Here is a 26,171-nt window from a genome sequence, read left to right on the forward strand (position 1 = left end):
ATCTGGGCCGAGCTTCTGGGTGTTGAGCGGGTCGGACGGAACGACCACTTCTTCGCGCTGGGCGGCCACTCGCTCTTGGCGGTGCGGTTGCTCAGTCGAGCGCTCGATCTTGGGCTGAAGCTCAGCGCCGCCGACCTCTTCCAAGCCCCTGTTTTGAAGAAACTTACGTCGAAGGTTGAGTTGCAGCAGCCGCACCGCAATGCAGCTGGAGTGCTATCCGTTCGTGTAACGGGATCGCAACCGCCACTCTTCTTTGTTCCCACAGGTTTGGGGGATTGTTCCTATGTCGTCAGTTTGGTCAAAGAAATGGACATAGATTGTCCTGTCTATGCTCTGCCATGGCCGTCCTTCGATGAACTTTGTTCGCCAACTCTTGAGGCGATAGCCTCGCAACTAATCTCGGCGATCAAAGAGATTCAGCCGCAAGGCCCATATCGCTTCGCCGGATATTCCTCAGGGGCATTCTTGGCCTACGCAATTGCCCAGCGCTTACTAAGCCTCGATGAAACTGTGTCATTCATGGCTTTCATCGATGTTACGTTACCTGCAAATCCATTGAGCATGTCGCCAGCCCAAATAGTACTAGAAATGGTGCTAGAGTCTCTCAAGCCCTTGGATGATGAGCGGTTCGAAGTGTTGGAGCACTTTGCTAGACAATGTTCAGTTGCCCAGTTGCTTGAAAAGGCGCAGCAACTTGGGGCGCTATCTCTAGATCATGATCTCGAAATTGACGCTTTGAGGTGTGCAAGAATTGCCCAATTTCAAAGGGCGCTGCAGTTATACCAAGTTCCATCCCTGCCAGTTGAAATACATCAGTTTTATGCCACAGAGGCCAGTTCACCCATACGCGGTTGGGACCAAGTTTTGAGTGCAGCGGCCATTCATGCTGTGCCAATTCCAGGCAACCACATGACGATGATGAGTGCTCCAGAGAACCGCCGAGTTCTGGCTCGATCCATATCAGCGGCCTTAAACCCCAATTTGGGAGCTTGAATCACAGGCGCTCGGCCACCCGAATATGCGGTGTCGCAGGTGATCGGGTGTAAGCGCTAAGCCGATCTTACAATTACATAGGGTAATCGCGGGGGTGGGGACACCGGCGCGGTTGTGATGCGTTGGATTAAGGTGGTTGCCCCCCGATAGGATGAAATACGGGCTCTCGACTCGACGCCGGGCCCAGCATCAAACGGGAGACAACCATGAAGCAGTTTATCGGCCTCGACGCGTCATTGAAAGATACAATCGTCTCGGTACGCAAAGGAGGCAAGCGGATCTGGCGCGGAAAATGCCCATCCGATCCCAAGCTGATAGCCGATGTCATCCGCAAGCGTGCATCGAACGCGGAACGCGTCGTGTTCGAGACGGGCCCCTTGTCAGTCTGGTTTTACCACGCACTGACACAGGAAGGATTGCCAGCGATTTGCATAGATGCGCGGCACGCCAAGGTGGCGCTAGATATGGCGCCAAACAAGACCGACGCAAATGACGCGGATGGGCTCTCGCATCTTGCCGAGGTCGGCTCTTACCGCGAGGTGCGGGTGAAGAGCTTTGACAGCATGCTGGTTCGCACGCTGGTCGCAGCGCGCAACCAACTGCTCAGGATGACAACCCAGCTGTCCAAACAGATCCGGGCCTGATGAAGACGTTCGATCTAGTCGTTCCCAAGGGGGCAGGACGCGTGTTTGAGGGCCATGTGTGCAGCCTGCTGGCGAACAATGCCGGCCTCAAGCAGATTATCAAGCCGTTGCTCGATGCCTGGAGGGGCATGCGCGCCCGCGCCGCTGAATTGAGCAAGCAACTTGTTGCTTCAGCCCGCGCGAGTGAGCAATGCCAGTTGGTTGCGTCGATCCCTGGCATCGGCGCGGTAACGACTTCCTCCTTCGTTGCAGCGATCGAGGATCCGGGAAACTTTAGAAAATCGCGCTCGGTGGGCGCCTGGATCGGTCTGACGACCAGACGCTACCAGTCGGGTGAAGTCGATTATGACGGTCATATCGGCGCGGCGACAATCATCTGCGCGGACTGTTGTATGAAGCAGCGACCGTGAATCGGCGAATCTTTGGCCTGCGCTTCTCGGTTCGCTGAGCCTGCGGCGTAGCCGGTGCATCCGCGAGAATTGCGCGGCGTGCCAGTCCGGCGAACAGCATCAAAGTTATGTTCTGTACGGCCGGGCGAATGGGCATCGTGTTGCCGTCTATGTGCCGGAAGAGCTTGTGCCGGAGGTTCAGCGCAGTCTGGACAACGGGCGGGCTCTGCAGGATCTGCTGCACCAAGCGGCGCCGCGATATATCAAGGCGCTCAAGCGAGCACGCGCCAGAGCTGCGAAGCGCGACGAGGATTGAGCGGTGTCCCGGATAGCGGAGCGGCAGGTCAGTTTTGCTGATTGGGAGTTGGTGCGTCAGGGCCTGTGCCTTGAGCCGTTGCTGCAGGCGATTTCCGATTTTCTTGACGACCAGAAGGACATAATCGACCAGGTCCGCTGCGATCTGACGCGGGGTTTGAAGAAGGCCGAGACGGGTCGCAGCGGCCTGACGCCGCAACAGGTGCTGCGCTCGCTGGTTCTGATGCGCGTCAAGAACTGGAACTATCGCGAATTACGTGAGCGGATCGCCGACGGATGCACGCTGCGCCAGTTCACGGACTTCTATTGTCTGCCAGTGCCTCGACACGATGCGTTCCACCGCGGCTTCAATCGGCTCACGCCCGAGACGCTCAAGGCGATCAATGATCTGGTGGTGCGGGCGGCGGTCGAGCTCGGACTGGAAGACGGCCAAAAGCTGCGTGTCGATACCACGGTGGTGCAGACCGACATTCATCATCCGCCGACAACACGCTGTTGTGGGATGTCGTTCGCGTGGTCACGCGCCTGATCGGTCGCCTCGCCACGGCGCTGGAGCGCCGGCGTATCAAGGGGTTCCAAGATCGGACGCGATCGGCGCGGCGGCGGATGCAAGAGATCCAACGAATGACCACAAGGCAGCGCCAGGATCAGCAGACCGCGACATATCGCGAACTCATTGGCATTGCCGAGGAAGTCATCGAAAGCGCACGAACGGCGCTCCGGCAAACCCGTAAAGCGCGCGGCAAAGATATGATCACCGATCTGGCCATCGCGGAGACGCGCAAAGAGATAGAGCACTTTTGTGGTCTTGGAGACCGTGTGACAGATCAGTCGCGCCGCCGTGTGCTTAACGGCGAGCAAGTTCCAACGGCCGAGAAGCTCTATTCGATTTTTGAGCCCCACACGGACCTCATCAAGCGCGGCAAGGCGCGGTCGCCGATCGAGTTTGGCCACAAGGTCTTCCTCGCCGAAAGCGCGCGCGGCTTGATCACGCAGTATGACGTGCTAGACGGAAATCCCATCGACGAACAGCATGTGGTTATCTCGCTGGTACGCCACAGGCAGACCTTCGGCGACGTCCCCAAATTGTACGGATCGGATCGCGGCTTCTTCAGCGAGAAGAATGTGATGTCGTGCAAGCAGGAAGGCGTCACGGTGGTGTGCATCCCACAGCGGGGCGGCACCAAGGCGCCCGAACGCGAAGCCTATGAGAAGAGCCGGGAGTTCAAGGACGGCCAGCGCTTTCGCGCCGGCATCGAGGGGCGCATCTCGGTATTGTTCCGCAGTCGCGGCATGAAGCGTTGTCTCGCCGAAGGTCGCGAGCGCTTCGAGCTATGAGTTGCAGCCGCCGTGCTCGCCAACAACCTCATGAAGATCGCAGCCCTGTTGGCGGACCGATCATCGCGCAGACGAAAAGCCGCCTGACAATATCCCTTCAAGTCCCTCGCTTGCGGCGGAAATCTTATCCGCTGCACTTCAGTGCAACCACTGCACCGTCTACCGGACGCCTCATGAAATCGCGACGAAACTCGCGTCAAAACACATGGCGAATGCTAGCATCTACTGCTAATTCGCCCCGGTTTTATCGAGGAAATGGCGCCCTCAACACAAATGCAGGTGTTTCGCGACAGAAACTAGCTAGTGCAACGGAGGACTGGCCGGACGGCTTCATCGGAGACCTCAAAGCACTCACGATGGAGGCCGGCCGCAAGCAAGGTGACGAATAGCGAACGAAGAATGTCAATAAAAGAACCCGATCGCCAAGGATTGCTGACGTGTTGAGCCGTGAGGCCGAGGTCCTCATCGACCTTGTGGTATGGCAAAGCGCGCGGTCCGCGGGCCGCGCTCACAAATCAGATCCGAACTTTGAGCAGACTGCGTGCTCATCGTCTCATGCGCTGGCTCCGCCGCGATACTTATCCAGTGCGGTATCGAGGCACCTGATCAAGTGCCGTCCAGCGAAGGGCTTGGCCAGGAAGCAAATCGCTCCGGCGCTCAGCGCACGGGCGCGAACGCGATCATCGGGAAAGGCAGTGATGAAAATGAACGGTGCACTGTAACCCTGGGCCCGCATATGTGTCAGCAGGTCCAAGCCGCTCATAATCGACATCTGCACATCCGCAATCACACACGATGTTCCGTTCAGATGGGGCGAGCGCAAGAACTCCTCGGCCGACACAAATGTATGGACGATATAGCCGCGGGATTTCAAAAGATTATTTATCGCAGCACGGACCGACCCGTCGTCATCGACGATGGAAATGAGCGGAGGCGTGGACAAGACGATCCCCTCCTAACGCGGGAAAGGCGCTTGCCGAAGCATAGCCGCCTGGACAAAGGGTAGGCTTGTGGACCAAGGTGGGCTTGCGGGATGAAAATGTAAACTCATACTTAGGCTCATTCGGGGTGGTTGGCACAAATTCCGAGGGTCTCAGCCATTCTGACTAAATCGGCCAGCGACCGTGCGCCCATTTTCTTCATCACCCGTCCGCGATAGATCCTGACGGTCATTTCGGCGAGCTCGAGCTCTGCGGCTACTTGTTTGTTCATCAGGCCGGCAGCGACCAGTTTCATCACTGCCTGTTCCCGTGGGCTTAAGGTCTCGAACAAGGACTGCAAGTTCGCAACCGTCTTCTCAACTTCCCGCCTCTTGCGATCCCGTTCGGTCGCAGCGACGACAGCGTCAAGCAGCTCCTGATCGCGAAACGGCTTGGTAAGAAAATCGACCGCTCCACCCTTCATGGCCTTGACGCTCATTGGAATGTCGCCATGGCCAGTAATGAAAATAATCGGAATGTGAAGGTTCAACTTGGCTAGCTCAGTCTGCAGCTCGAGGCCGCTCAATCCAGGAAGCCTGACGTCAAGGACGAGGCAGCTGGCAACCTCCGGAAGGTTGCCTTGCAGCATTTCCTGCGCCGATCCGAACGCAGCAACGTCCAGGTTCACCGATCGAAAAAGATTCGCGAGCGAACGACGCATTGAGACGTCGTCGTCGATCACGAACACGATCGCCCTTCCGCTCGGCTCCTCGGTCTTCACGCCTTGGTGCGGCGAGTCGGAGCGCCCGGTCACGACACAACCTCTTTATGCAACGGAAGGGCGAATTGAAAAGTCGCACCCGGCTCTTGCTTGCGGGCGATCGACAGGCTCCCTCCGTGAGCCTCCACGATCGAACGGCAGATCGAAAGCCCCATTCCAAGGCCGCTTGATTTAGTGGTAAAAAAGGGATTGAATACGCGATCCGCGTCGTCCTCGGTGATCCCGACACCACAATCAGTCACGGCAAGGTGCACGCGTCCCATATCGTCCTGGGATGACCGAATCACCAGTTCGCGCGGCCGGTCCCTGACCGTCTGCATGGCCTCAATCCCGTTCATCACCAGATTTGTGATCACCTGTTGCAGTTGAACCCGGTCACCCAGGATCACGGGGAGGGCCGGCGTCAACTCGGTCCGGAACGACACCTGATGGCTGACCAGCTCGCGTGTCACCAGCGCGATTACCTCCTTGACGATGTCATTGATATCGACCGGCACCATCTCGATCTCGCCTTTCTTCGCAAGCGCGCGGATGCGGCGGATCACCTCGCTCGCCCGAATCCCGTCCTCGATGATCCACTCCACTGAGCAGCGCGCCTCCGAAAGATCAGGAGTCTCGCGACCAAGCCAACCCAGACAAGCCTCGCCATTGGTGATAATGGCGGCGAGCGGCTGGCTTATCTCGTGGGCGATGGAGGTTGTCAGCTCGCCCAGCGTCGTCACGCGCGTCACGTGCGCGAGCTCTGCCTGTGCCTTCCGCAGTTCTCGTTCGGCCTGATCTGCGCGGATGGTTGCGGTGATGTCGGTGCTGACGCCGCGATAGCCGAGGAAATTGCCGGCAGCATCAAAAAATGGCTTGCCGCTGGTCCGGACGTAAATTGGAGATCCCATCTGGGTGACGGTGCGATAGATGAAATCGCGAAATGGAAGACGTGCATCGAGTGTCGCCCGATGCTGCCGCCACTTCTCGGGTTCTGCTTCGACATCGCGCGCAATTTCCCAGCTAAGCAGGCCGACGACCTCTGTGGCCAGAATGCCTGCTGCGCTGGTGTGCTCCGACAAGCGGGTGACCCGGTGGTCCGGTCCGGTCTCCCAGAGCCAGTCGGAGGCCGTTTCGGCGTAGTCGCGAAACCGCTGCTCGCTTTCGCGCAACGCAGCAAGAGCTCTTTCCAGTCGTTCCCTGGCCGCATGTTGCTCGGTAACATCCATATGCGTTCCGATGAGTTCGCTGACGTTGCCATCGCTGCCGACCACGGCGTGCGCAACGGAATGTATGCGCCTAATCGCGCCATCTGGAAGAAGGATTCGGAAATCATATTCGAAGTGCCCTCCCTTGTCTTTGATGGCCTGGCGTGGCACTTCCTGAAGCCGCGGCAAGTCGTCTGGATGGATGCGCGACCGGATGGTCTCTATCGATACAGCCTGTTCCGGATCGAAGCCAAACAGATGATCGACTTCGGCGGAGCGATACACAAATTCGAGACGGTCGACGTCCCAGGACCAACTGCCCGTGTGGCTGAGATGCTGGGCTTCGGCCAGATAGGCCTCGCTACGACGCAACTGCTGTTCCGCCTGCTTTGCAGCCGTAATATCCGTCACTGCGCCGACAAACTCGATATCACCAGAGGCGGTTCTAATGGCTCGTGCCAGCGCGTGGAGGTGCTTCACCGAGCCGTCCGGCATCAGCAGTCGGTATTCGTGCTCGAAATCCTCTTCGTTTTGGAGCGCTCGTTCGATGGTCTCTCGCACGGCAGCCCGATCTTCTGGATGGGTTCGATCAACGACGAGTTGCGGGATCCGTTTCGTCGACGGATCGTATTGGAAAATACGAAAGGTCTCCTTTGACCAGTGGACCTCGCCGGTGGCGACGTTCCAGCCGAAGCTGCCGGTGCGGCTCAATTCCTGCGCCTGGGCCAGATGGGCTTCGCTCCGCCGCAGGGCAGTTTCCGTCCGCTTTCGCTCGGTGATATCTTCGCAAGCGATAAGGACGACGAGCTTGTCTTCTGCCCACTGCATGGCTTTGGCGTTTTCGCGCACCCACAGCACCGAGCCATCCTTCCTGATCTTCTGGATCTCCCAAGTGTGCGATTGGCCGACCGTTTCAATGCACAGCCCGACGCGCTCGCAAACAAACGGACGATCTTCTTCCAGAAATACCTTCAGCACGGAATGCCCGACAAGCTCCGAGGGCGCATAGCCGAGCTGTGTTGCGCCAAACGTGTTGACGTTCAGGACCATTCCGGTGGCATTGACTGTGAATTGCATGACCGGGTTATGCTCGAAGATTTCGCGCCACTGTTTCTCGCGGTCGCGCAACTCAGCCTCGCTGCGCCGGAGCCCGGCCGCGGCCTCAAGCGCAACCTCCCTTTCTCGGCGGACTTTTCCGATCAGGTGCGTTCCAACAATTGAGGCAACAAGAAAGGCCACAACCACAGGAAGATCCTGCGGATCGTTCAGATTGAAAGTGGGCGGCGCAAAGAAGTAGGCCAAAGCAGCGACCGGCAAGATGAAAAGCATGGCAGAGGCTATGAGGCTGCCCATCAGAGAAAACACCAATATCATTTCCAAATAGCCGAACGCCGTCGCGGCGAATGGGCGTGAAGGTACAACGAAGTTAGCGTCATCAACGCCAGCGCGAAAAACTGCGTGGCTGAGCGTCCGAACCTGAACTTAGTAAGCTGGTTACTCATGATCCTAAACTATCGAAAGGAGCTGGAGAACTATACGAATGTTTTAACCCGGCCCTGGCGCTGATTTTCAGCAGCTAGCGCTAGCATTATCATGCCTCGGCGCAATTCAGCCATTATCTCAATGGCTTACGCGGAAGAGCGACTTCCGTGCTCCCCGGCTTTGATGACGCCGAAAGAAGCTTCGCCAAAAATTTGCCGATTGAGGCGGCCATCAAGACCTTCTTAGAACCCACACGGCAGTGCGCGTAGAACCGGTAGAGCGCAACAAGCGAGGCCGGCACTTCGAAACCGAGTATCAATCACGGGAAGCCTTTGGCGACATGCCTATGTTGGCCAGTCTCCTAAATCTAGGCCTCGAGTTGGGCGTCGGCCAGGCGCTGTGGACCGCACCGGGCGAGATCTTGGAGGGGGACCGCGCGGCTTTCGTGTCGACCCGCGCGTGGGTCTTGGTGGTGAGGCCTCCTCGGCTTCGGCCCACACAACGATCTCCACTCTTTTTTTGGCCCGGAGGCGTGCTGATGGATGCTTACAATCGAACTGCCATCGTGAGCCTTGACGACAGCATTCATCAGACCGATCCCAGATAGCCGCCTTGCGCCACCGGTTGAACCGATTGTCGTGTACGACCCGTATCGTTCCGGCAGGTGAAGGCCGGTGCCGCAGTCGAGTAGAGTTCGTTCAAGATAGCCACACCAACGCGACCACGCATAGTGAGCTGCTTCTGTATTGTTAGATCTTATCGATTGCGCTCCGACCTGTTTGGCCCGGAGCCGACCAGCATTTAGTGTCTTAAGGCGGTTTGGAGTGGCGCTTTGCAGCAGCGGTTATCATCTACGGTGTCGCCCAAGCCGCTCGGTAATATCGTCCCACTCGCCACAAGCCGAGCTGGCATCGAAGATGAAGTTGCCACCGGCAGCTTGGGGTCCAAGGATTGAGGATGTGATGCGTCAGAGCGCGCCCAAATCAACTACCAACTTCAGCAGTGGATGGAACTGACGCAGACATGGCAATCAGCATTAAATGAACGCCGCGCGGCGGCCAGATCAAGGAACTACGGATGAAATATGTGAAAGCTTTGATGCGGTGCCATGTCGGGAGTGCGCGTCAATGCCAGGGATGGAGTGAAGCGTGATCAAAGCAAGCGCGACGACAAAGTCGCTGGCTGGAAAGCCCACGCCTTCCGCTCCAGATGATGATCCCTATCTGTGGTTGGAACTGATCGAAGGCGCGCGGGCGCTGAAATTTGTCGAGTGGCAGAATGGCAAGACGCTGCAGGTGTTTGGCGGCGCGGCATTGGAGCGGGATCGCGATGCGCTGACCTCGATTTATGACCGACCCGACAATATCCCCTATGTCAGCCGGCGCGGCGGCTACCTCTACAATCTCTGGAAGGACGCCAACAATCCACGCGGCGTCTGGCGACGAACCTCTCTGGAAGAATTTCGCATGCCGAAGCCGTCATGGGAAGTTCTGCTCGACATCGATCAGCTCGCTATCAGCGAAGGCCAAGACTGGCTTCTGAAAGCGACGGCCTCACTGGCCGGCGATCATAGACGGATGATTTTGAGCCTATCGCGCGGCGGCAGCGATGCCGTCACCTTGCGTGAGTTCGATACCGGCGCGAAGACATTTGTCAGCGATGGCTTCGTCCTGCAGGAAGCCAAGGGCGGGGTTGAGTGGCTCGATCGCGATACGCTGGTGCTGTCGAGCTCTCATGGGCAGGGCATGGCGACGACCTCCGGCTATGCGCGTACGGTGAGGCTGTGGCGTCGCGGTACGCAGGCGGATCAAGCGCCGGTGATCTTTGAGATCGCAGCCGATCATGTCGGAGCCGGCTGCGATGTCGACCACACCGTTGCGCCGCCGCGGATGTGGTTCGTCGATGGGGTGGACGCCTTCAATTTTGCCCGCTGGCTCGGTGACGAATCCGGTGCCACGACTAGAATCAATTTGCCAAGCAACGTCTGGATGCTCCCCCATCGCGATTGGCTTGCCATCAAGCCGCGCGAATCCTGGTCTGTGGCGGAGCGGACCTATGCCGCGGATACGGTGCTCGTCACCTCGTTGGCGGCGTTCCTTGGAGGCAACCCTCAGTTCGAGGTTCTTTTCGAACCGGGCCCGCGCCGCGCGCTGCAGGGATTCTCTTGGAGTGCAGGCAAGCTTGTGCTCTCCGTTCTCAACGAGCTGCGGCCGTCCTTCGAGATCTGCACGCCATCCGATAAAGGGTGGACCCGCGCGCAACTGCGCGGGCTTCCCGACATCGGGGTCGTCGACCTCTGGCGCCTTGATTGGGATCCATCGGAAAGCAATGGCGACCTGCTCGCCGTGAGCCAGGATCCGCTCACGCCAGCTTCGCTTATGCTGATCGAGAATAACGTCGGCAATCCGACCGTGCTCAAGCAGGCGCCGAAGACCTTTACCGCGGATGGGCTGGTGGTCACCCAACACGAGGCCATTTCGGTTGATGGCGAGCGCATCCCCTATGTACAGACCGGTCCGGCCGACGAGACGGGCGATGCGCCCGTCCATATGAGCGGCTACGGCGGCTTTGGGATCTCGGTGAGGCCGTACTATAATTCAGCGCTTGGCAAGCTTTGGCTCGAGCGCGGCGGCACCACGGTGCAGGCGAATTTACGCGGCGGCGGCGAGTTCGGTACGCGCTGGCACGATGCCGGCCGACTCGGCGGTAAGAAATTGTCGCACGACGACTTCGCTGCCGTTGCCGCCGATCTCGTGCGTCGCGGCGTGACGGAGCCGAAGCGGATCGCAGCCCAGGGCGGATCGAACGGCGGCATCCTCATCACCAATATGCTGACGCGCTATCCGGAACGCTTCGGCGCGCTGTTCTGCACGATCCCGCTGATCGACATGCGCCGCTACACCAAGCTTCTGGCAGGAGCAAGCTGGATTGCAGAATATGGGGACCCTGACAAGCTCGATGACTGGGAGTGGCTCAAGACCTATTCCGCGTATCATGCCGCCAAGCGCGGCCAAAAATACCCGCCGATCCTGATCGCCACTACGCGGCGTGCGTGTTCATCCCGGACACGCGCGCAAGATGGCCGCGAAGCTCCAGGCGATGGGCTACGAGGCCTATTTCTACGAGCCGGCGGAGGGCGGCCATGGTTACAGCCGGGACAACAGGGAGCGCGCCGGCTTCGAGGTGCTGGGCTTTCGGTTCCTGAAGAGCAAGATCGGCTGGCTTGACGGCGAGGCTTAGGCCGGCCCGACGTTTGTGATCCCACAGACTCCAGCGTGATTGTTGCATGACATTTCAGCGGTAGGAGATTGGAAAGAAGCTCGGTTTGACCAGCCCTTTCTGAGGCCTACGCCGTCCAGCGGCATCGGGGGCAGCCTTTCCATTTCTAGCGCTTCAACGTTCGCCTGGAGAATACGATTGCGCAGCCGCCAATTTCGAGGCCGCAACCTCAACAACGATCATGGCGAGCTGGCTTGCCTGAGCTAGGCGCCCGTTCGCCCCACACAAAGGAGAAACGAGATGAATCAGCGGGATGTGGCCGAAGTCAATCTTCACGACCTACAGGTCTCGGATCCGCTGATTGGGAAATGCCAGCACTTGGTGACGGAAGTGGCGATTCCCTATCAATGGGACGCGCTGAACGACCGCAATCCCGCAGCGACACCGAGCCACGCGGTAGAAAACTTCCGTATTGCCGCCGGACGTGCGAAGGGGGAGTTCTACGGCACGGTTTTTCAGGACAGTGATGTCGCAAAATGGCTAGAGGCGCTTGCTTGGTCGCTATGCCAGACACCCAATCCGGACCTGGAGAAAGCCGCCGATGAGCTGATTGAATTGATTGCGGCCGCCCAATGCGGCGACGGCTATCTCAACACCTATTTCATGCTAAAGGCGCCTCAGGACCGCTGGAGCAACCTAGCCGAATGCCATGAGCTTTACTGTGCCGGCCACTTGATTGAAGCGGGTATCGCTTTCTTTCTGGCTACTGGCAAACGACGCCTGCTGGAGGTCGTTTGCAAGCTTGCTGACCATCTCGGCACAGTTTTCGGCCCGGAGCGCGATCAGTTACACGGCTATGATGGCCATCCAGAAATTGAACTTGCATTGACGCGCCTCTACGAAGTAACGCAGGAGCAGCGATATCTGACGCTAGCCAATTATTTCGTGGAGCAACGCGGCACAGAGCCGCACTTCTATGACATAGAACACGAGAAACGCCGGCAATCCTGCCACGTCAAATCATCTGGCGTGCCCTTGACGGTGAAAAATAAAGCCTATAGCCAGGCGCACCTGCCAATTTCGGAACAGCGGACCGCAACCGGTCATGCGGTTCGGTTTGTATACCTCATGACTGCGGTCGCTCATCTCGCGCGGCTGCGTCAGAACGAGCAGCAACGCCAGGCTTGCCTGCGGCTATGGCAAAACATGGTGCAGCGCCAGATCTATATCACCGGCGGTATCGGCTCGCAAAGCTTCGGCGAAGCGTTCAGCAGTGATTACGATCTGCCGAACGATACTGCGTACGCGGAAAGTTGCGCGTCGATTGGCCTGATGATGTTCGCGCGCCGTATGCTGGAGATGGAAGTGGACAGTCGCTATGCCGACGTGATGGAGCGCGCGTTCTACAATACGGTCCTGGGCAGTATCGCTTTTGATGGGCGTCACTATTTCTATGTTAACCCGCTCGAAGTTCATCCCAAAACGCTGCGGTCCAATGGCATCTACAGTCATGTCAGGCCGGTGCGGCAACGCTGGTTTGGCTGCGCCTGCTGTCCGCCGAACATCGCACGCATCTTCACATCAATTGGTCATTACATCTATACGCCATGCTCCGACGCGCTCTATATCAATCTCTATATTGGCAATAGCGTGGCGGTATCGGTCGGCGGGCATACGCTGCGGTTGCTCATGAGCGGCAACTATCCTTGGAGGGACGAGGTGGAAATCGCTGTGGAATCTGCACAGCCAATCGCCCACACGCTCGCCCTGCGCCTGCCGGCATGGTGCAGCGCGCCGGAGACGACCCTGAACGGCGAACCTGTCAATTGCGAGTCGCGCAAGGGCTATTTGCACATTCACCGCACGTGGCGGCAGGGAGATCGGGTCAAACTATCGCTGCCGATGGAAGTACGCCGCGTATACGGTCATCCGCAACTTCGCAATTTGGCGGGCAAGGTGGCTATCCAGCGTGGCCCTTTGATTTATTGTCTGGAAGAAGCCGACAACGGGACCGAGTTACACAACGTTTGGCTTCCTGCAGAAAGCCGGTTTTCGCTTATCGAAGGCACTGGTCTCTTTAGCGACAAGATTTTGCTGCAGGCTGATGGGGCCAGGTTGCAACACACGCATTCTGAAGAAAGGGCGCTTTATCAGTACGACAAAGTGCCCGGACAGCTACAACTGCAGCCGCTGACATTCATTCCGTGGTTCAGCTGGGCTAACCGCGGCGAAGGCGAAATGCGGATTTGGATTAATGAGCGTTGACGCGAACGCCTGAGTCGCGCGTCAAGTGCGATCAAGTTTGGCCGTGATGATGCCGTATCATCTCGGGCGCATCGGAGCTGACCCTTGCTTTCTTGACGGGCGGACCATCTTGCAGTGCGTCAGCCGTGTTCGGATTATCTACGCTGGCTGTCCGATAGTCAGCTAGATTGCCGCCCAGAAACAAGACCTCGGTCTCCTCGGTCGGTATTCCCCTCACCCAAACTCGCAACTCCTCATCTCCAGGAGCATGGCCGCGCTCTAAAATACCGTTGATTTTTTTGGTCGGCCAAGCGGTGACACTCGGTACCGTGTAGGTGTGTAACTTCTTAGCGTTCTCTGCAATTGCCTTCGCGCCATGCTCGGTCTCGTCCTTTGAAAGGAGCAGTCGTGAGGGGTCCTCGCACAATGACACAAAAGCACTCTCTGTAACGCCTTGGGTGTGCAATGCAGCGAGGCGCGCCATATCAATTTCGTCCTCCCTTTCGTCGTCCGAGCAGATAGCGGCCTTAGAAACATGCGGGCTAGCGTGAGCACGCAAATCCGCTAAGGAACGCACATGCGCGATGGCACTCACCTCCTTCTCTAGGAGCGGCTCGCAATCGATGTCCTCGTTCTGAAAACGGTGTAGCGGCAGATACGATGATGCCAACACGTCCTCGAGAATGCGGTCGCCATCGATACTGCCCGCGGAAGATCCGGTTGTTCTTGGCCACTGTGCTGTTCGCTGCTCAGCCAGCCTGATCTCGTTCCTGAGCGCCTCAACGTTCGCTCCGGCCAGTGATGCGGCAAGCTCGGCGCGCCCTCGGATGAACGATGGGGCCGGGCACCGTTCGCTTTCCTGGATAGCGCACGCTCCCAGATTGCCTTTCGTCATGATCGAGGGCGATCCAACTTCGGAATCTGTCAAAGCGGTAGCTGAATCAGACGTTTGGTGGATTGGCCGAAGGTCACTTAGCTGCTGCTCAAAGTTCGCTTGGTCCGCGGACGGGTGTGCTGGTGACCTGGTTTGTCCGCTCAGGTCGTCCGGCTGTTCCGGCGCCCGTTGATGCTGCCGCAGGAGACCGTAAGCTTGAACGGAGTCTTCTGCAGTGTTCGGTGTATCGATATTCATTGTGTTCCCCGCGAGCATAGGTGCATCGGTCCTATTTTTGTAAGGGGGGCGGCTTTCGAGAAGCTGACGAGTCAGAGAAGGAATGCCACTGACGCCCAAACTTTTTCGATCGCTTCCCGCTCAGCTGCCATCACTGCGGAGGAGAGCGCCCCACGAACCTGCATCGGCGGCGCGGATCCACCCTCCGCCACGAAGCGGACGACTCGTGGCCTGCAACAGCACCACTACAGGATGTCAGAGCCGTGGGGGCGATAGGGCTCTCTCCTTTCTAGTCGCGCTCGCCGTCGTGGCTCGCTGCGGCGCCTGCGGCCCAGGCACCCGAAAGATCTACCGAGCTCAGCCGCAGCGCAAGCATCGGCCGGGCAAGGCTCATCATTTTGATTTCGACTTCAGCATGATGGCCTGCACGGCCATAGGGCGATCCGCTGCCCCGTACTGGGCTGCTAGCGGAGCGGCAAACGGAGGTTGCAATTGCTTTCCCCTTCCCGACTCAAAACTCTCTCATGCTCATAGGAGCCTTTCTTCGGCAGACACCGATCCTGCTGCACCCGCAGAAAGAACGCTTTGGCCATTGGCTCATATTCTATTTTCTCTAAACCGCGTCAGCTTCTCGAAAGCTAACGATAGTAGCGTGGGAGGTCGAGAGCGAACGCTGCTCAGATATGCGAAACGGCTCCAATCGGACGGGAACATGGCCCCATTTAACAAAATCAATCCGTTCGACAGAGAGTTTGCTGCCTACAACTCCACGGTCCAACAGCCGCAACAGCAGCAAGTGGATTTTGCGCAGCATTTGGACGAGCTGCCTCAGATGGATGCCGTTAATCCCGACAGAGAGTTTTCGATATCTCTGAGGAAGACGATCGCCTCATCCAAGCAGCGGCCGATGCAGCCCGTGATCGGGGGACGCCGCCGAGCACCGTCACCGTCGGCATTTATGATCATCATCTTCGCAAATTGGCTGATGTGCTCAAGCGTTCTGGCCAAACTATTGCTATGCTCGATGACGAGTCGTTGCTCGATCGCGCTAAACGGCTGTTTCCGAAAGACAAGGTAATCGTCCCCGCGTTGTCAATGCTTAGTCGATATCGTGAGCCCGGTGCCGCCGCTCGCCCCATTACAACACATTATCGCGCTTCCAAAGAAGATGACCGCCTCATCAGGGCGGCGGCCGAAGCAGGCTTTGGTCGAGCGATCGACCGGAAAACCGCCGAAAATTATTCTAGCAATCTTCGCAAGTTATCTGCAGCACTCCGGCCTTCCTCGATTGCTATGCTTGGTCACGATTCGCTGGTCGGCCACGCTAAGAGGTTGTTTCCGAGCGACAACAAACTCATCTATGCGTTGAACAGGCTTCGTGAGTACCGCGAGAGCGCGGGCAGGGCACTTCGCGCGAGGAGGGAGGCAGTTCGCGGTTGCCATTAGGGCCGGCGGCCCATGCGCCCGTGCAAAGTTTCGGTCAGGAACAGCTTTTGGGTAGTGCCGCGGATCGGGGCGGCCCGGTGCTGGCCGACAGATTCGATGCGCCGGAGCTTTGGCAGGGAATGGGTTCAGCCGCCCACTGGCCCGCGCAGAGTGTCGACCAGGAGCAGCTTTTGGATGCCGCGGATCGGGGCGGCGAGCCTGCAAGCCAGCTTTGAAGAGCGCGTGAGCGGACTGCGAGACGGTTCGGGCTCGGGCAGGTCCAGGCGCGGCTACAGCCAGGCCTTTGGGGAGGACGTGGCGCTTATTCGCGAAGCCAAGCGAGCAGCCCGCGACAAAGGCGTACCCGAGCGTTGCGTCACGAACGCGCGAACTGATGTACAAGATCGAAGCATCTGGCTTCGCTAGAACAATAGGGCTCCAATAGCGGGCCGGCTTGACCACGATTCCCTTGTGGCCGATATGCGGGACTATATCACCAATGGTGGTGGTCCCCGGAGTGTCGTGTCGTCGGTGAACAAGCTCCTGCCCGGGACACTCCCGACGCTAGACGACCTACTCGGTCGAGCCCCTCGCGCCCTAGATCCCTATCCCCTAGATGCCCGCCTGATCAACGAGGCGTTGTGGCACGCCGCGCGCGACGTTGGAGCCTCGACTGGTGAGCAGAGGAGGCCTATTCATATGCGGGCTACCCGTCTTCGCGCGCTCAGTGACTGGCTGAAAAAGGAGAATAGGGGGAGCTCGTTGGCCGGCTCAACGGCAGTCAGCGGCAGTCAGCGGCACCAGTACGCGTTTCAGGAAGACGTTACGGTGTTCAGGGGATCGGGTCGAAATCGAACACTAATGGACGGGGATTTGGCGATCCTTCGGAACTACCTACAAACGGTCGACGCGGACCAGGCGCTGGGGTTGCAAGGCCGCGAGCAATCGGGTTTGCCCGCAATGGAGGGCGATCAGGACCCTTCTGTCGGGGCTCCGTTGTCAGACATCTATGGCGGTCTTGAGCCACTGGTTCACCTGAATGCGCCCACACCGTACGATTTGCGTGACGATGCTCACCCTGCGCCCGCGCTGGACCTCGCCGGACCGTCTGTCAGGGCTCCGTCGCCAGACATCCACGGCGGTCTTGAGTCACTGGTTGATTTGAATGGGCCCACAGCGCACGATTTGCGTGACGATGCTAAGTCTGCGCCGGCGCTGGAACCGCCGGACCGTCGTCGTCTGCCAGGGCCCGTCGCCAGACATCTACGGCGGCCTTGAGTCACTTGTTGATTTGAATGCGCGCACAGCGCACGAGTTGCGTGACGATGCTGACTCTGCCCCGCCCTGGACGCCGCCAAACCGGCCGTAAGTCGTCCGGAATCGTCCCACCCGGTAAGCGGTTCAGAGGCATATCACGCAGCGACCTGATTTCTGTTTCGCCGTTCCTGCAGGACTTTCCCACGGCACCTACCAGCTGCCGGACGCGGGCAGGGGAGGGCAATTGGTCGACGTCAAGGCCAGCCGCGAGCTAGCCGACGTTTTGGTTCGACATGGATGGCAATCGCACTGAGAGGCTTCGAGATTTGCAAGAGCGGGTTAATCGGCGCGAATGCGAGAGTGACTGCGTCGCTGATCAATCAACGCGGCAGAAGCCACGCTGATAGTGCGATCTTCTGTCGCCAGCGCTCGCCTTCGCATATTATTGATGACGAGCTTTGCAATCGCTGCCGGCAGGAAAATGATCTGGACTTTGAGGCCGCGAACCCAAGACCAAAGCGATCCTGACGACCCCAGGAAATCACACCATCGCTGTTGCGGGACCGATTACCGGGGCGAATCCGCCTTCGGCCGCCAGTGAAGCAGTTCAAGTGCGCGGGCGATACGCAAGATATCGCGCGCAGGTCACTACCCTTCACATCCGTAGCAGCTACGACAGGATTCCTGCATTGTCCGCACCGCGACACGCGCCAAGATAGTTGGATCCGATTCACCCCCTGCGGCCAGAGTTAAGACCTTCTCGGCAAGGCATGCCTTCAACGAAGACGTCCGCCTCGCTTCGGGCACTATCCGGACAGCATGCTCCAAAACACCTCTCAACTCAGCACATACTTTATTTTGCGCGGATTTTGCAGGCGTCATGATGCTACTCCACAAAATAGAACCTGTTCATGCGGGCTCCGGCCTACCCAGCCAGTGTTTCCAAAAAAAACATAGAACTCGGCACCCGATGGCCCCTTCCGTCGAGTGAGTGTGGCAGTCGGGTTGGGGACGGTCACACCGACGAATACAGGAGATATGATGAGGTCATGTGACAGTTCGACGAAGGAATCACTGCGGCTCGCTGGGATGTAGTGCCACTCGATCTGCCGGTGCTGCGACCAGCCCGTTGCCATGCTGGTGAGCTCGGTGCCGCGGGGGACGATCATCGCTGGACAAACGTGGAATGCAATCACAGCGTTGAGCTCGCGCGCGACCCGCAAGACTGGCGACGAACGTATCAACGATAAGCAAGACGTTCGCGCGTGAAGTCATCGACGATGGCCAGGATGCGGAAGCCAGAATAGATTTCAACTTCTAATTGGTCGAGAGCGTCCAGGCCCTCATCGCGCTCTTGGGGAGCTCAGTTCATTTAGCGGAAGACCGAAGCGCTCTGGCACTCCCGGGGGCGGCGCGTAGCCGGCCAAGGAATGGCTTCAATGCTCTTTCGATGGCGTCCCGATCAGCCAACAGCTTTACCTTCGTCCACAACCAGATCGTCTCGTCCATGTCGACATCCAGTCCAGAGAAGAATTCGATGCGCTGGCTGCCTCCGCGTCGCTCAACGCGCGAAGTTTGCGCCACAGTCAGTTCCCTTGCCGCTCACCACAGTGCCAGCCCAAAATCCACCCGGTATCGCACTCGCACTACGGTTCATCCGAAGATGTGCTGAACGATGCCTCCTTTTTTTCAGACGAGAAGCGCGTAATCCTATCGTCATGGCCCTTGGATATGTATGGTCAATTCTCCCCGGCGCTTCGCGAGGTAACGCTTATCCTGCATAGACTGTATCTGGACGACATGCTGGCGGCGCTGAAGCAGCTGGACGAGAAGAACGGCCCGCCGCCACGCGGGGATTGGCCACGCGGCGGCCTCGTTTCAGCAGGCCTGACTGCACTGCTGCTGACGAGCCGCAGCGTTCTATCGACAGACACGCTGCGATGAGGTGGTATCGATCGATGCAAGCCTCGCGCACACCGAATCATTCGCGATCGGGCCGCGAGGCAAATGTACTGCCCCTTGCTGAAGAATGGCACGATTGGTCAGTAGTTCCAAACTAAGTAGGCATCCGGGATGACTTCGATTGATGATAGCTTAAGTGAGATCAAATCCGTGCGGAACGACATTTGGCGTTGTCGTAGATTGCTTCAAACCGAGCTGCCTGATGCGGAGCGAAAAGTCGTTGAGAAGCGCCTGCTTGAACTGCGTTCCGCCTTTGAACGGCTCTTAGCAACCACATTTCCTTTGACGTTGAGGCTGTGTGGTCAATTCGGAGCCTGTGCCGCCCGGCCGCGGCTGTCGATGCCAGACCATTGCGCCAACCGGCCGCGCGGATCGATCTCCAAGAGTTTGACACCGGAACGAACATCGCTGCCGTGACGGGAGATGCCGCGCAGCACACCGTCCCGCGAGGCCACCACCGGCCCGCCGGAGATGGCCGATTACGAGATCCTTGTAGATGCGCGTGCCGATTTCGACTGGCGCCCGCCAACGGCCGGCGAAGTTTGAGTAGACAAAGCGTTTCCGCGCCTAGATCACCAGCCGGTTCGCAATGGCGTCGGCAGCATCGGTCCATCCGTCTCCGTCGACGATGCCGATCCTGCCGGGTTTCGTCTGCGACATGGAGACGAGGACCTGCCCCCGCCTACTGCAGTCGGCGCGAACCGCTTTAAGCATCTGCATGGTATCATGGACGCGCTCACCGACGACATCTTCCATCTGCGCGGTGTCGGCAAACAGCGCGTCATGAAAGGCCATCTTGCCCCGGATCACAGGCGGGCGTGCAGCACGCGCTTTCTGTCCGAAAGCAAACCCTCGGCTTGTCTCAAATCCGCCAATCTGTTGCGAACGCGACGTTGCGCAAAAGTCCGAGGGCTATCGCGTCGCTTACGCTGGCCTAAAACCTTGCAGGAAATAAGCAGATAAGGGCCAATGTTTTTTGCGATCGCCGCACATCCGGTGTTTTGCCCCGACAATATGGATGCACTCGGCGCTTTCAAAGATGCGCGCATCGTTCACTTCGCAATGGTGCAACGGTTGCGGGCAGATCGGGTGCTGGACGATCGATCGATTCCGACGGCCGCCCTCTAGCCATCATAGCCAATCTGGTCGGCCAACCGTGAAGCTGCATTGCCTGCTCGCGCGCGACTGCGGGCAATTGTTGGCGCCGCGCTCGGGGCTACAGAAGAGGCTGTCAGAGCTGAAGCCCACCCGCGACGGCAAGAAGGTCCATTTCAAGCGTCATCAGCACCGTCACTGCGGCCAGATCGAGAAGATCGCGGTCGTTGCCAAGTCCAACACGATCGTACTGTTGCGGGGCGTTCCGTGACCGGCGAGGAACTGGTCGCCACGCGTGCACGAGCTGTCGCCCCCGCTGCCTGAGACGGTGCTGGATCGGAATTGTCCGCCCAAGAGAAGAGGCCTTTCATCGGAGCGCTGAACTCCGCTCAAGGAATATCGAATGGCTGACATGGCAACGCCGTTTCTCGACGAGATCGGTGAGATCTCGCCACTCCCCCAGAAGCTGCTCTGTCTCCTGCAGGAGCAGGGGTTCCAGCGCGTCGGCGACTAGAGACTATCAAGGTCGCCGTACTGTCACTGATGCCATCAACCGCACTCTCCAAAGGCGGTGGCGCGAAACAAGTACCGCGCAGACCTCTACCATGGCATCAGCGTCGGGGAGCGGGGCGAAAATTACCGACCGCGACACCGTTATCGCGGGCGTAGAGAAGTCGGGCTGGGCGCGGGCGGAGGGCGATTCGCCTCCTCGAGTTAACCCCATGCCAGACCAGCTACGCGCTCAGGAAGTACGGCATTCATATCAGGCGCCTGTGAGCCGAGTGTTGTGGTCGCGACACGCTGTCTGGCCCAGGACACGCGCGAGACGGAAAATAGCCGAGATAAATCAAAGCTCGGCGTTTGGCACGAGCCTTGAAAGAAAGAAGCCGTCCCGCGTCGCCTGCCCAAGGAATCGGAGTTTATGGCTTACAAGATAATTGCCTCCCAGTGCACCGTCTGCGGCGCGTGTGAGTTCGAATGCCCCAACGCAGCAATCGGCCTCAAGAACGACATCTATGTAATCGATCCGAAGAAGTGCACCCAATGCGAGGGTGATTTTGACGCGCCGCAATGCGCTGTTGTCTGCCCGGTGCCCGACACATGCGTGCAGGCATAGAAGAGCGGCCGATGAGTGGGGCCGTGACGCGCAGCAAGATTGAGACTCTCTCGGCGGCGGCAACTTCTCTGATGGGTCGCCCGATTGGCCTGATCGCCGGCCTCGAACTGCGTGCGGCTAGCGCGATCGCCTATGGATCGAAGCAGGCACGGCGCAGCCCTCGTCGGAAATGGGCGGAGTTGTCCTTGCGGAGCGGGCAATGTAGCCGTACGGAAGACGGTCGACCAGGTGCGCCGCATCGACGTCGACCAGTATCGATATGGTTTCGAGACGGTCATTGAATCGGAAAAGGCCCCAAGGGTCTGTCGGAAGACACCGTCCGCTTCATTTCCGCGAAGAAGAACGAGCCGGCCTGGATGCTGGAATGGCGGTTGGAGGCCTATCGCCGCTGGCTGACCATGACCGAGCCGACCTGGGCGCGCGTCAACTACCCCAAGATCGACTACCAGGACATTCACTACTACGCGGCGCCGAAGCCGAAGAAGACGCTGTCCTCGATCGACGAAATCGATCCTGAAATCCTCAAGACCTACGAGAAGCTCGGCATTCCCTTGCGTGAAGTCGCCATTCTCGAAGGTGTCGAGCCCCCGCCCGGCGGCGAGCCGTCGGCCAATCGCAAGATCGCGGTCGACGCGGTGTTCGACTCGGTTTCGGTCGCGACCACGTTCCAGAAGGAGCTGAAGGCCGCCGGCGTGATCTTCATGCCGATCTCGGAGGCGATTCGCGAGCACCCCGATCTGGTGAAGCAGTATCTCGGATCGGTCGTGCCGACCTCGGACAACTACTTCGCGACGCTAAATTCGGCGGTGTTCTCCGACGGCTTATTCGTCTACGTGCCGCCGGGCGTGCGCTGCCCGATGGAGCCGTCGACCTATTTCCGCACTAACGAGCGCAATACCGGCCAGTTCGAGCGCACACTGATCATCGCCGACAAGGGCTCCTACGTCAGCTATCTCGAAGGCTGCACCGCACCGCAGCGCGATGAGAACCAGTTGCATGCCGCCGTGGTCGAACTCGTCGCGCTCGACGATGCCGAGATCAAATATTCGACGGTGCAGAACTGGTATCCCGGCAATTTGGAAGGTGTTGGCGGCATCTACAATTTCGTCACCAAGCGCGGCGACTGCCGCGGCAACCATTCGAAGATCTCCTGGACCCAGGTCGAAACCGGTTCGGCGATCACCTGGAAATATCCGAGCTGCATCCTGCGCGGCGACAATTCGCGCGGCGAGTTCTACTCGATCGCGATCTCGAACGGTCACCAGCAGGTCGATTCTGGCACCAAGATGGTCCATCTCGGCAAGAACACGTCGAGCCGGATCATCTCCAAGGGCATTGCGGCTGGCGTGTCGCAAAACACCTATCGCGGCCTGGTAACTGCTCACCGCAAGGCGACGGGCGCACGCAACTTACCGCCTGCGACTCGCTCCTTGCCGCCTGAATTGACCTGTGTGCCGCCGACCGAACCGTTTCCGAAGGCGGGCCGCCGTTCACCGTGAGGCTGCTTGATGCGCTGATCGAGCCGTCCACCTCGAGCGCACCCGCATGTGTGGTCTCACGGCAACAATGGCGCGAGAGGGACATAGATCTGGGACAGATGCTGCAACGCTGTGCAGCAGGGGGCGCCCTCTTTCATCTGAGCACGGGAGCGCCCCAATCGGGCACGGTGGCCTGCCGATCCTCAGTCGCCATCTGCCTGTCGGGCAAAACCGAGAGCCGGCGGGCCTACACGTCCCCGTAGGCCGCCTCGTCATTCTTCGGCCCGCGGCCATAGCCTGCGATCATGAACAGCGCGCCGATGATCGCGAGGTTCTTCAAGGCATCGATCAGGACCTGGGCGTTGCCAGGTGCCGGCTGATTCCAGAAGTCGTAGAAATAGCAAGTCGAGATCCGAGATAGAAGACCAAAACAAACACAAAGAAGCGCGCACCAAAGTTCAACGCGATCATCAGCCCCGTGATGAGTTCGAGCGCGCCGACCACAACCGCCAGAGGTTGCGGCGTCGGCATTCCGGTCGCGCTCTCAAGCGGCGCGGTGTAGGGCGCGAACGCCTCGGGAATTGAAAATTTGGTCGCGATGAGATCGGCGGTCTGCTGTATGCCGAACAGCTTCGTCGCCCCCGTGTAGTCGCGAACGGCCCGAAGGTAACGAACGCTGGCTGGTGGACCTCACTGCAGTGAGGATGCGGGAAGAGCGGACGGAGGAGCGGAACGATTATGGTCGGTCCGCTCTCCGCGATCAAATCGAATCCGCCTGCGCCCGGAAGGCGACCGCCTTCAATTAGCCGAGTTGCGGGCGGCCGGCGCGCTCCTGAGCTTCGACAGCAGCAACCGCCGTCATGTTGAGCACGCCGCGCGCCGTCACCCCCGGGGTCAGGATATGCGCCGGACGCGCCGGCCCGATCAGGATCGGCCCGACCGGCAGCGCGTCCGCCAGCGTCTTGATCATCTGGTAAGCGACGTTGGCGGTGTCGAGGTTCGGCATGATCAGGATGTTGGCATCGCCTTCCAGGTTGGAATGCGGCAGCACGAGCTTGCGCGCCGCGGCCGAGAGCGCGGTATCGCCCTGCATCTCGCCATCGGCCTCGATCTCCGGATGCTTTTCCTTCAGCAGCGCGGTGGCGCGGCGCATCTTGCGCGAGGAATCCGTATCATAACTGCCGAAGTCGGAATGTGACACGAACGCGACGCGTGGCTTCATGTTGAACCGATGCACATGGATCGCCGCAAGCGAAGCCATCTCCGCGAGCTCTTCGGCGCTCGGGTTGGGCCGCACCTGGGTATCGGCGATGAAATAGGAACCCTTGGTGGTGATCATCATCGACAGCGCCGCGAAATCGCTGACGCCGGGCAGGAAACCGACGATCTCGCGGACGTGGCGCAGATGGCTCATATAGCGGCCTTCGACGCCGCAGATCATGGCATCGGCCTCGCCGCGGACCACCGCAAGGGCTGCGATCACGGTGTTGTTGGTGCGTACCACGGTACGTGCGGCTTCGGGCGTGACTCCGCGCCGGCCGGCGACGTCGATATAGGTCTGCACATAGGAGCGATAGCGCGGATCGTCCTCGGGATTGACGAGGTCGAAATCCTGCCCGGCTTTGATCGAGAGGCCGAACCGCTTAAGCCTCGCCTCGACGACCAAGGGACGCCCCACCAAAATCGGCCGCGCCAGTTTTTCCTCGAGCACGACCTGCGTCGCACGCAGCACGCGCTCGTCCTCGCCCTCGGCATAGATCACGCGGACCGGCTGGGTCTTGGCTTTCGCGAAGACCGGCTTCATGACGAGGCCGGAGCGGAACGCAAAGCGTTCGAGCAACGCGGTGTATTCGTCGAAATTCTTGATCGGCCGCGTCGCCACGCCGGATTCCATCGCGGCTTTCGCCACCGCCGGCGCGATGCGCAGGATCAGCCGCGGATCGAACGGGCTCGGGATCAGCGAGCCCGGCCCAAAACCTTGCGTCTCGCCGCTGTCGAACCCGCGCGCCACCGCATCCGACGGCGGATCGCGCGCGAGTTGCGCGATCGCCTCGACGGCCGCATGTTTCATTTCCTCGTTGATCCCGGTGGCGCCGACATCGAGCGCGCCGCGGAAGATGAACGGGAAGCACAGGACATTGTTGACCTGGTTTGGGAAGTCGGAACGCCCGGTGCAGATCATCGCGTCGGGGCGAGCTTTGCGCGCCTCGTCCGGCATGATTTCCGGGTTCGGATTGGCCAGCGCCATCACCAGCGGCTGGTCGGCCATCGACTGGACCATCTCGGGCTTCAGCACGTTGGGTGCCGATAGCCCCAGGAAGATATCGGCGCCGCCGATCACATCCGCCAGCACGCGCGCGCTGGTCTTCTGCGCATAGACCGCCTTCCAGCGGTCCATCAGCGTGTTGCGGCCCTCATGCACCACGCCGTCGATGTCGCAGACCCAGATGTTCTTGCGCTGCGCACCGAGCGAGACCAGCAAGTTCAGGCACGCGATCGCGGCGGCCCCGGCGCCGGAGCAGACGATCTTGACGTCCTGAAGTTTTTTCCCGTTCAGCAGCAGCGCATTGGTGATCGCAGCTCCGACGATGATGGCCGTGCCATGCTGGTCGTCGTGGAACACCGGGATCTTCATGCGCTCCTTGAGCTGCGCCTCGATTTCAAAACACTCCGGTCCCTTGATATCCTCGAGATTGATGCCGCCGAAGGTCGGCTCCAGCGCCGCCACCGTCTCGACCACGCGCTCGATGGTGTCGGCGGCGATTTCGATGTCGAAGACGTCGATCCCGGCGAATTTCTTGAACAGGACCGCCTTGCCCTCCATGACGGGCTTGGACGCCAGCGGGCCGATGTTGCCGAGGCCGAGCACGGCGCTGCCGTTACTGACCACGGCGACCAAATTGCCACGCGCCGTCAGCGAGGCGGCCTCAGCGGGGTCTTTGGCGATTTCGGTGCAGGCGGCGGCAACGCCGGGCGAATAGGCGAGCGCAAGGTCGCGCTGGTTGACGAGCGGCTTGATCGCCTGGATTTCGAGCTTACCGGGTCGTGGCAGCCGGTGATAAGCCAGCGCCGCCGAAAGGAGATCTTCAGAATGGGATGACATGCTACTCTCGCGTTTCCTGACCCGAAGCTTCTAATTCTGTGCTAGGAGCCTGTCCAAGTAATCGGATTTTTCTCGACGAAGAACAAGCGTCGTGATTCAAACGGTGGATGA

The 26,171-nt window shown here is 59.3% G+C and carries 16 protein-coding genes and 5 pseudogenes; 14 read left to right on the forward strand and 7 right to left on the reverse strand.

Annotated features, from left to right (window positions below; all coding sequences use genetic code 11):
• From KJQ96_RS34695 to KJQ96_RS34710, 5 genes and pseudogenes are all read left to right on the forward strand, one after another.
• Window positions 1-993: thioesterase domain-containing protein (locus KJQ96_RS34695; RefSeq protein WP_213290730.1), on the forward strand; the 993-nt coding region annotated here is incomplete at its 5' end.
• Between the two features lie 206 nt (window positions 994-1,199).
• Window positions 1,200-2,046: pseudogene (locus tag KJQ96_RS34700) on the forward strand (IS110 family transposase); the annotation flags it as partial.
• Window positions 2,047-2,105: 59 nt separating this feature from the next.
• Window positions 2,106-2,342, forward strand: a complete 237-nt coding sequence (locus KJQ96_RS42295) for a hypothetical protein (protein ID WP_375293238.1) — start codon at window positions 2,106-2,108, stop codon at window positions 2,340-2,342.
• 3 nt (window positions 2,343-2,345) lie between these two features.
• Window positions 2,346-2,870, forward strand: coding sequence for a transposase (locus tag KJQ96_RS40765; protein WP_213290731.1), 525 nt, complete (start codon window positions 2,346-2,348; stop codon window positions 2,868-2,870).
• Window positions 2,855-3,679, forward strand: a complete 825-nt coding sequence (locus tag KJQ96_RS34710; RefSeq protein ID WP_213290732.1) for a hypothetical protein — start codon at window positions 2,855-2,857, stop codon at window positions 3,677-3,679. Before KJQ96_RS40765 ends, KJQ96_RS34710 begins: the two co-directional genes overlap by 16 nt.
• Window positions 3,680-4,232: 553 nt before the next feature.
• On the opposite strand, the gene KJQ96_RS34715 is transcribed toward KJQ96_RS34710, so the two are convergent.
• From KJQ96_RS34715 to KJQ96_RS34725, 3 genes and pseudogenes are all read right to left on the reverse strand, one after another.
• The gene (locus tag KJQ96_RS34715; protein WP_057852051.1) at window positions 4,233-4,622 is read right to left on the reverse strand and encodes a response regulator transcription factor; all 390 of its coding nucleotides are present in this window, start codon (window positions 4,620-4,622) and stop codon (window positions 4,233-4,235) included.
• Window positions 4,623-4,738: 116 nt separating this feature from the next.
• A complete protein-coding gene (locus KJQ96_RS34720) occupies window positions 4,739-5,413 on the reverse strand; it encodes a response regulator transcription factor (RefSeq protein WP_108522965.1) in 675 nt (224 codons plus the stop codon).
• Window positions 5,410-8,069: pseudogene (locus tag KJQ96_RS34725) on the reverse strand (PAS domain S-box protein). Before KJQ96_RS34725 ends, KJQ96_RS34720 begins: the two are co-directional and overlap by 4 nt.
• A 1,128-nt stretch (window positions 8,070-9,197) precedes the next feature.
• Here KJQ96_RS34725 and KJQ96_RS34730 point away from each other — a divergent pair.
• A pseudogene (locus tag KJQ96_RS34730) lies at window positions 9,198-11,289 on the forward strand (prolyl oligopeptidase family protein).
• A gap of 279 nt (window positions 11,290-11,568) precedes the next feature.
• Window positions 11,569-13,533 carry a glycoside hydrolase family 127 protein gene (locus KJQ96_RS34735; RefSeq protein WP_213255624.1) on the forward strand — a complete coding sequence of 655 codons (1,965 nt, stop codon included), beginning with the start codon at window positions 11,569-11,571 and terminating at the stop codon, window positions 13,531-13,533.
• Window positions 13,534-13,564: 31 nt separating this feature from the next.
• On the opposite strand, the gene KJQ96_RS34740 is transcribed toward KJQ96_RS34735, so the two are convergent.
• Window positions 13,565-14,644: a hypothetical protein gene (locus tag KJQ96_RS34740; RefSeq protein WP_213255622.1), complete on the reverse strand. Its 1,080-nt coding sequence runs from the start codon at window positions 14,642-14,644 to the stop codon at window positions 13,565-13,567.
• 957 nt (window positions 14,645-15,601) lie between these two features.
• Here KJQ96_RS34740 and KJQ96_RS34745 point away from each other — a divergent pair.
• Both KJQ96_RS34745 and KJQ96_RS41535 read left to right on the forward strand, forming a co-directional pair.
• Window positions 15,602-16,069 carry a hypothetical protein gene (locus tag KJQ96_RS34745; RefSeq protein ID WP_213255620.1) on the forward strand — a complete coding sequence of 156 codons (468 nt, stop codon included), beginning with the start codon at window positions 15,602-15,604 and terminating at the stop codon, window positions 16,067-16,069.
• Between the two features lie 3,621 nt (window positions 16,070-19,690).
• Complete coding sequence (locus KJQ96_RS41535) at window positions 19,691-19,813, forward strand: hypothetical protein (protein WP_256441713.1); 123 nt, start codon at window positions 19,691-19,693, stop codon at window positions 19,811-19,813.
• Between the two features lie 21 nt (window positions 19,814-19,834).
• Here KJQ96_RS41535 and KJQ96_RS34750 read toward each other — a convergent pair whose 3' ends face one another.
• Window positions 19,835-20,062: a hypothetical protein gene (locus KJQ96_RS34750; protein WP_213290733.1), complete on the reverse strand. Its 228-nt coding sequence runs from the start codon at window positions 20,060-20,062 to the stop codon at window positions 19,835-19,837.
• 174 nt (window positions 20,063-20,236) lie between these two features.
• Here KJQ96_RS34750 and KJQ96_RS34755 point away from each other — a divergent pair, with 174 nt between their 5' ends.
• From KJQ96_RS34755 to sufB, 5 genes and pseudogenes are all read left to right on the forward strand, one after another.
• Window positions 20,237-20,395, forward strand: coding sequence for a hypothetical protein (locus KJQ96_RS34755; RefSeq protein WP_190242193.1), 159 nt, complete (start codon window positions 20,237-20,239; stop codon window positions 20,393-20,395).
• Between the two features lie 28 nt (window positions 20,396-20,423).
• Window positions 20,424-20,633: a hypothetical protein gene (locus KJQ96_RS34760; protein ID WP_213255615.1), complete on the forward strand. Its 210-nt coding sequence runs from the start codon at window positions 20,424-20,426 to the stop codon at window positions 20,631-20,633.
• Window positions 20,634-20,765: 132 nt separating this feature from the next.
• A complete protein-coding gene (locus KJQ96_RS34765) occupies window positions 20,766-20,876 on the forward strand; it encodes a sigma 54-interacting transcriptional regulator (RefSeq protein ID WP_108522956.1) in 111 nt (36 codons plus the stop codon).
• 408 nt (window positions 20,877-21,284) lie between these two features.
• On the forward strand, window positions 21,285-21,479 hold the full coding sequence (locus KJQ96_RS34770) for a 4Fe-4S binding protein (RefSeq protein ID WP_108522955.1): 195 nt from the start codon (window positions 21,285-21,287) through the stop codon (window positions 21,477-21,479).
• 228 nt (window positions 21,480-21,707) lie between these two features.
• A pseudogene (gene sufB / locus KJQ96_RS34775) lies at window positions 21,708-22,911 on the forward strand (Fe-S cluster assembly protein SufB); the annotation flags it as partial.
• A 293-nt stretch (window positions 22,912-23,204) separates the two neighbouring features.
• Here sufB and KJQ96_RS41855 read toward each other — a convergent pair.
• Together KJQ96_RS41855 and KJQ96_RS34785 are read right to left on the reverse strand one after the other, a co-directional pair.
• A pseudogene (locus tag KJQ96_RS41855) lies at window positions 23,205-23,694 on the reverse strand (DoxX family protein).
• Between the two features lie 65 nt (window positions 23,695-23,759).
• Window positions 23,760-26,060: an NADP-dependent malic enzyme gene (locus KJQ96_RS34785; protein WP_213290734.1), complete on the reverse strand. Its 2,301-nt coding sequence runs from the start codon at window positions 26,058-26,060 to the stop codon at window positions 23,760-23,762.
• Between the last annotated feature and the right edge of the window lie 111 nt (window positions 26,061-26,171).

This window comes from Bradyrhizobium sp. sGM-13, assembly GCF_018398875.1.
In the GTDB taxonomy this organism is placed as follows: Bacteria; Pseudomonadota; Alphaproteobacteria; order Rhizobiales; family Xanthobacteraceae; genus Bradyrhizobium.

Excerpts from the sequence above, each read along its gene's own strand:
- KJQ96_RS34735 (WP_213255624.1), top strand. The coding sequence starts at position 11,569 with ATGAATCAGCGGGATGTGGCCGAAGTCAATCTTCACGACCTACAGGTC.
- KJQ96_RS34740 (WP_213255622.1), bottom strand. The coding sequence starts at position 14,644 with ATGAATATCGATACACCGAACACTGCAGAAGACTCCGTTCAAGCTTAC.
- KJQ96_RS41535 (WP_256441713.1), top strand. The coding sequence starts at position 19,691 with ATGCCGCGCAGCACACCGTCCCGCGAGGCCACCACCGGCCCGCCGGAG.
- KJQ96_RS34750 (WP_213290733.1), bottom strand. The coding sequence starts at position 20,062 with ATGGCCTTTCATGACGCGCTGTTTGCCGACACCGCGCAGATGGAAGAT.
- KJQ96_RS34755 (WP_190242193.1), top strand. The coding sequence starts at position 20,237 with ATGTTTTTTGCGATCGCCGCACATCCGGTGTTTTGCCCCGACAATATG.
- KJQ96_RS34765 (WP_108522956.1), top strand. The coding sequence starts at position 20,766 with ATGGCTGACATGGCAACGCCGTTTCTCGACGAGATCGGTGAGATCTCG.
- KJQ96_RS34770 (WP_108522955.1), top strand. The coding sequence starts at position 21,285 with ATGGCTTACAAGATAATTGCCTCCCAGTGCACCGTCTGCGGCGCGTGT.
- KJQ96_RS34785 (WP_213290734.1), bottom strand. The coding sequence starts at position 26,060 with ATGTCATCCCATTCTGAAGATCTCCTTTCGGCGGCGCTGGCTTATCAC.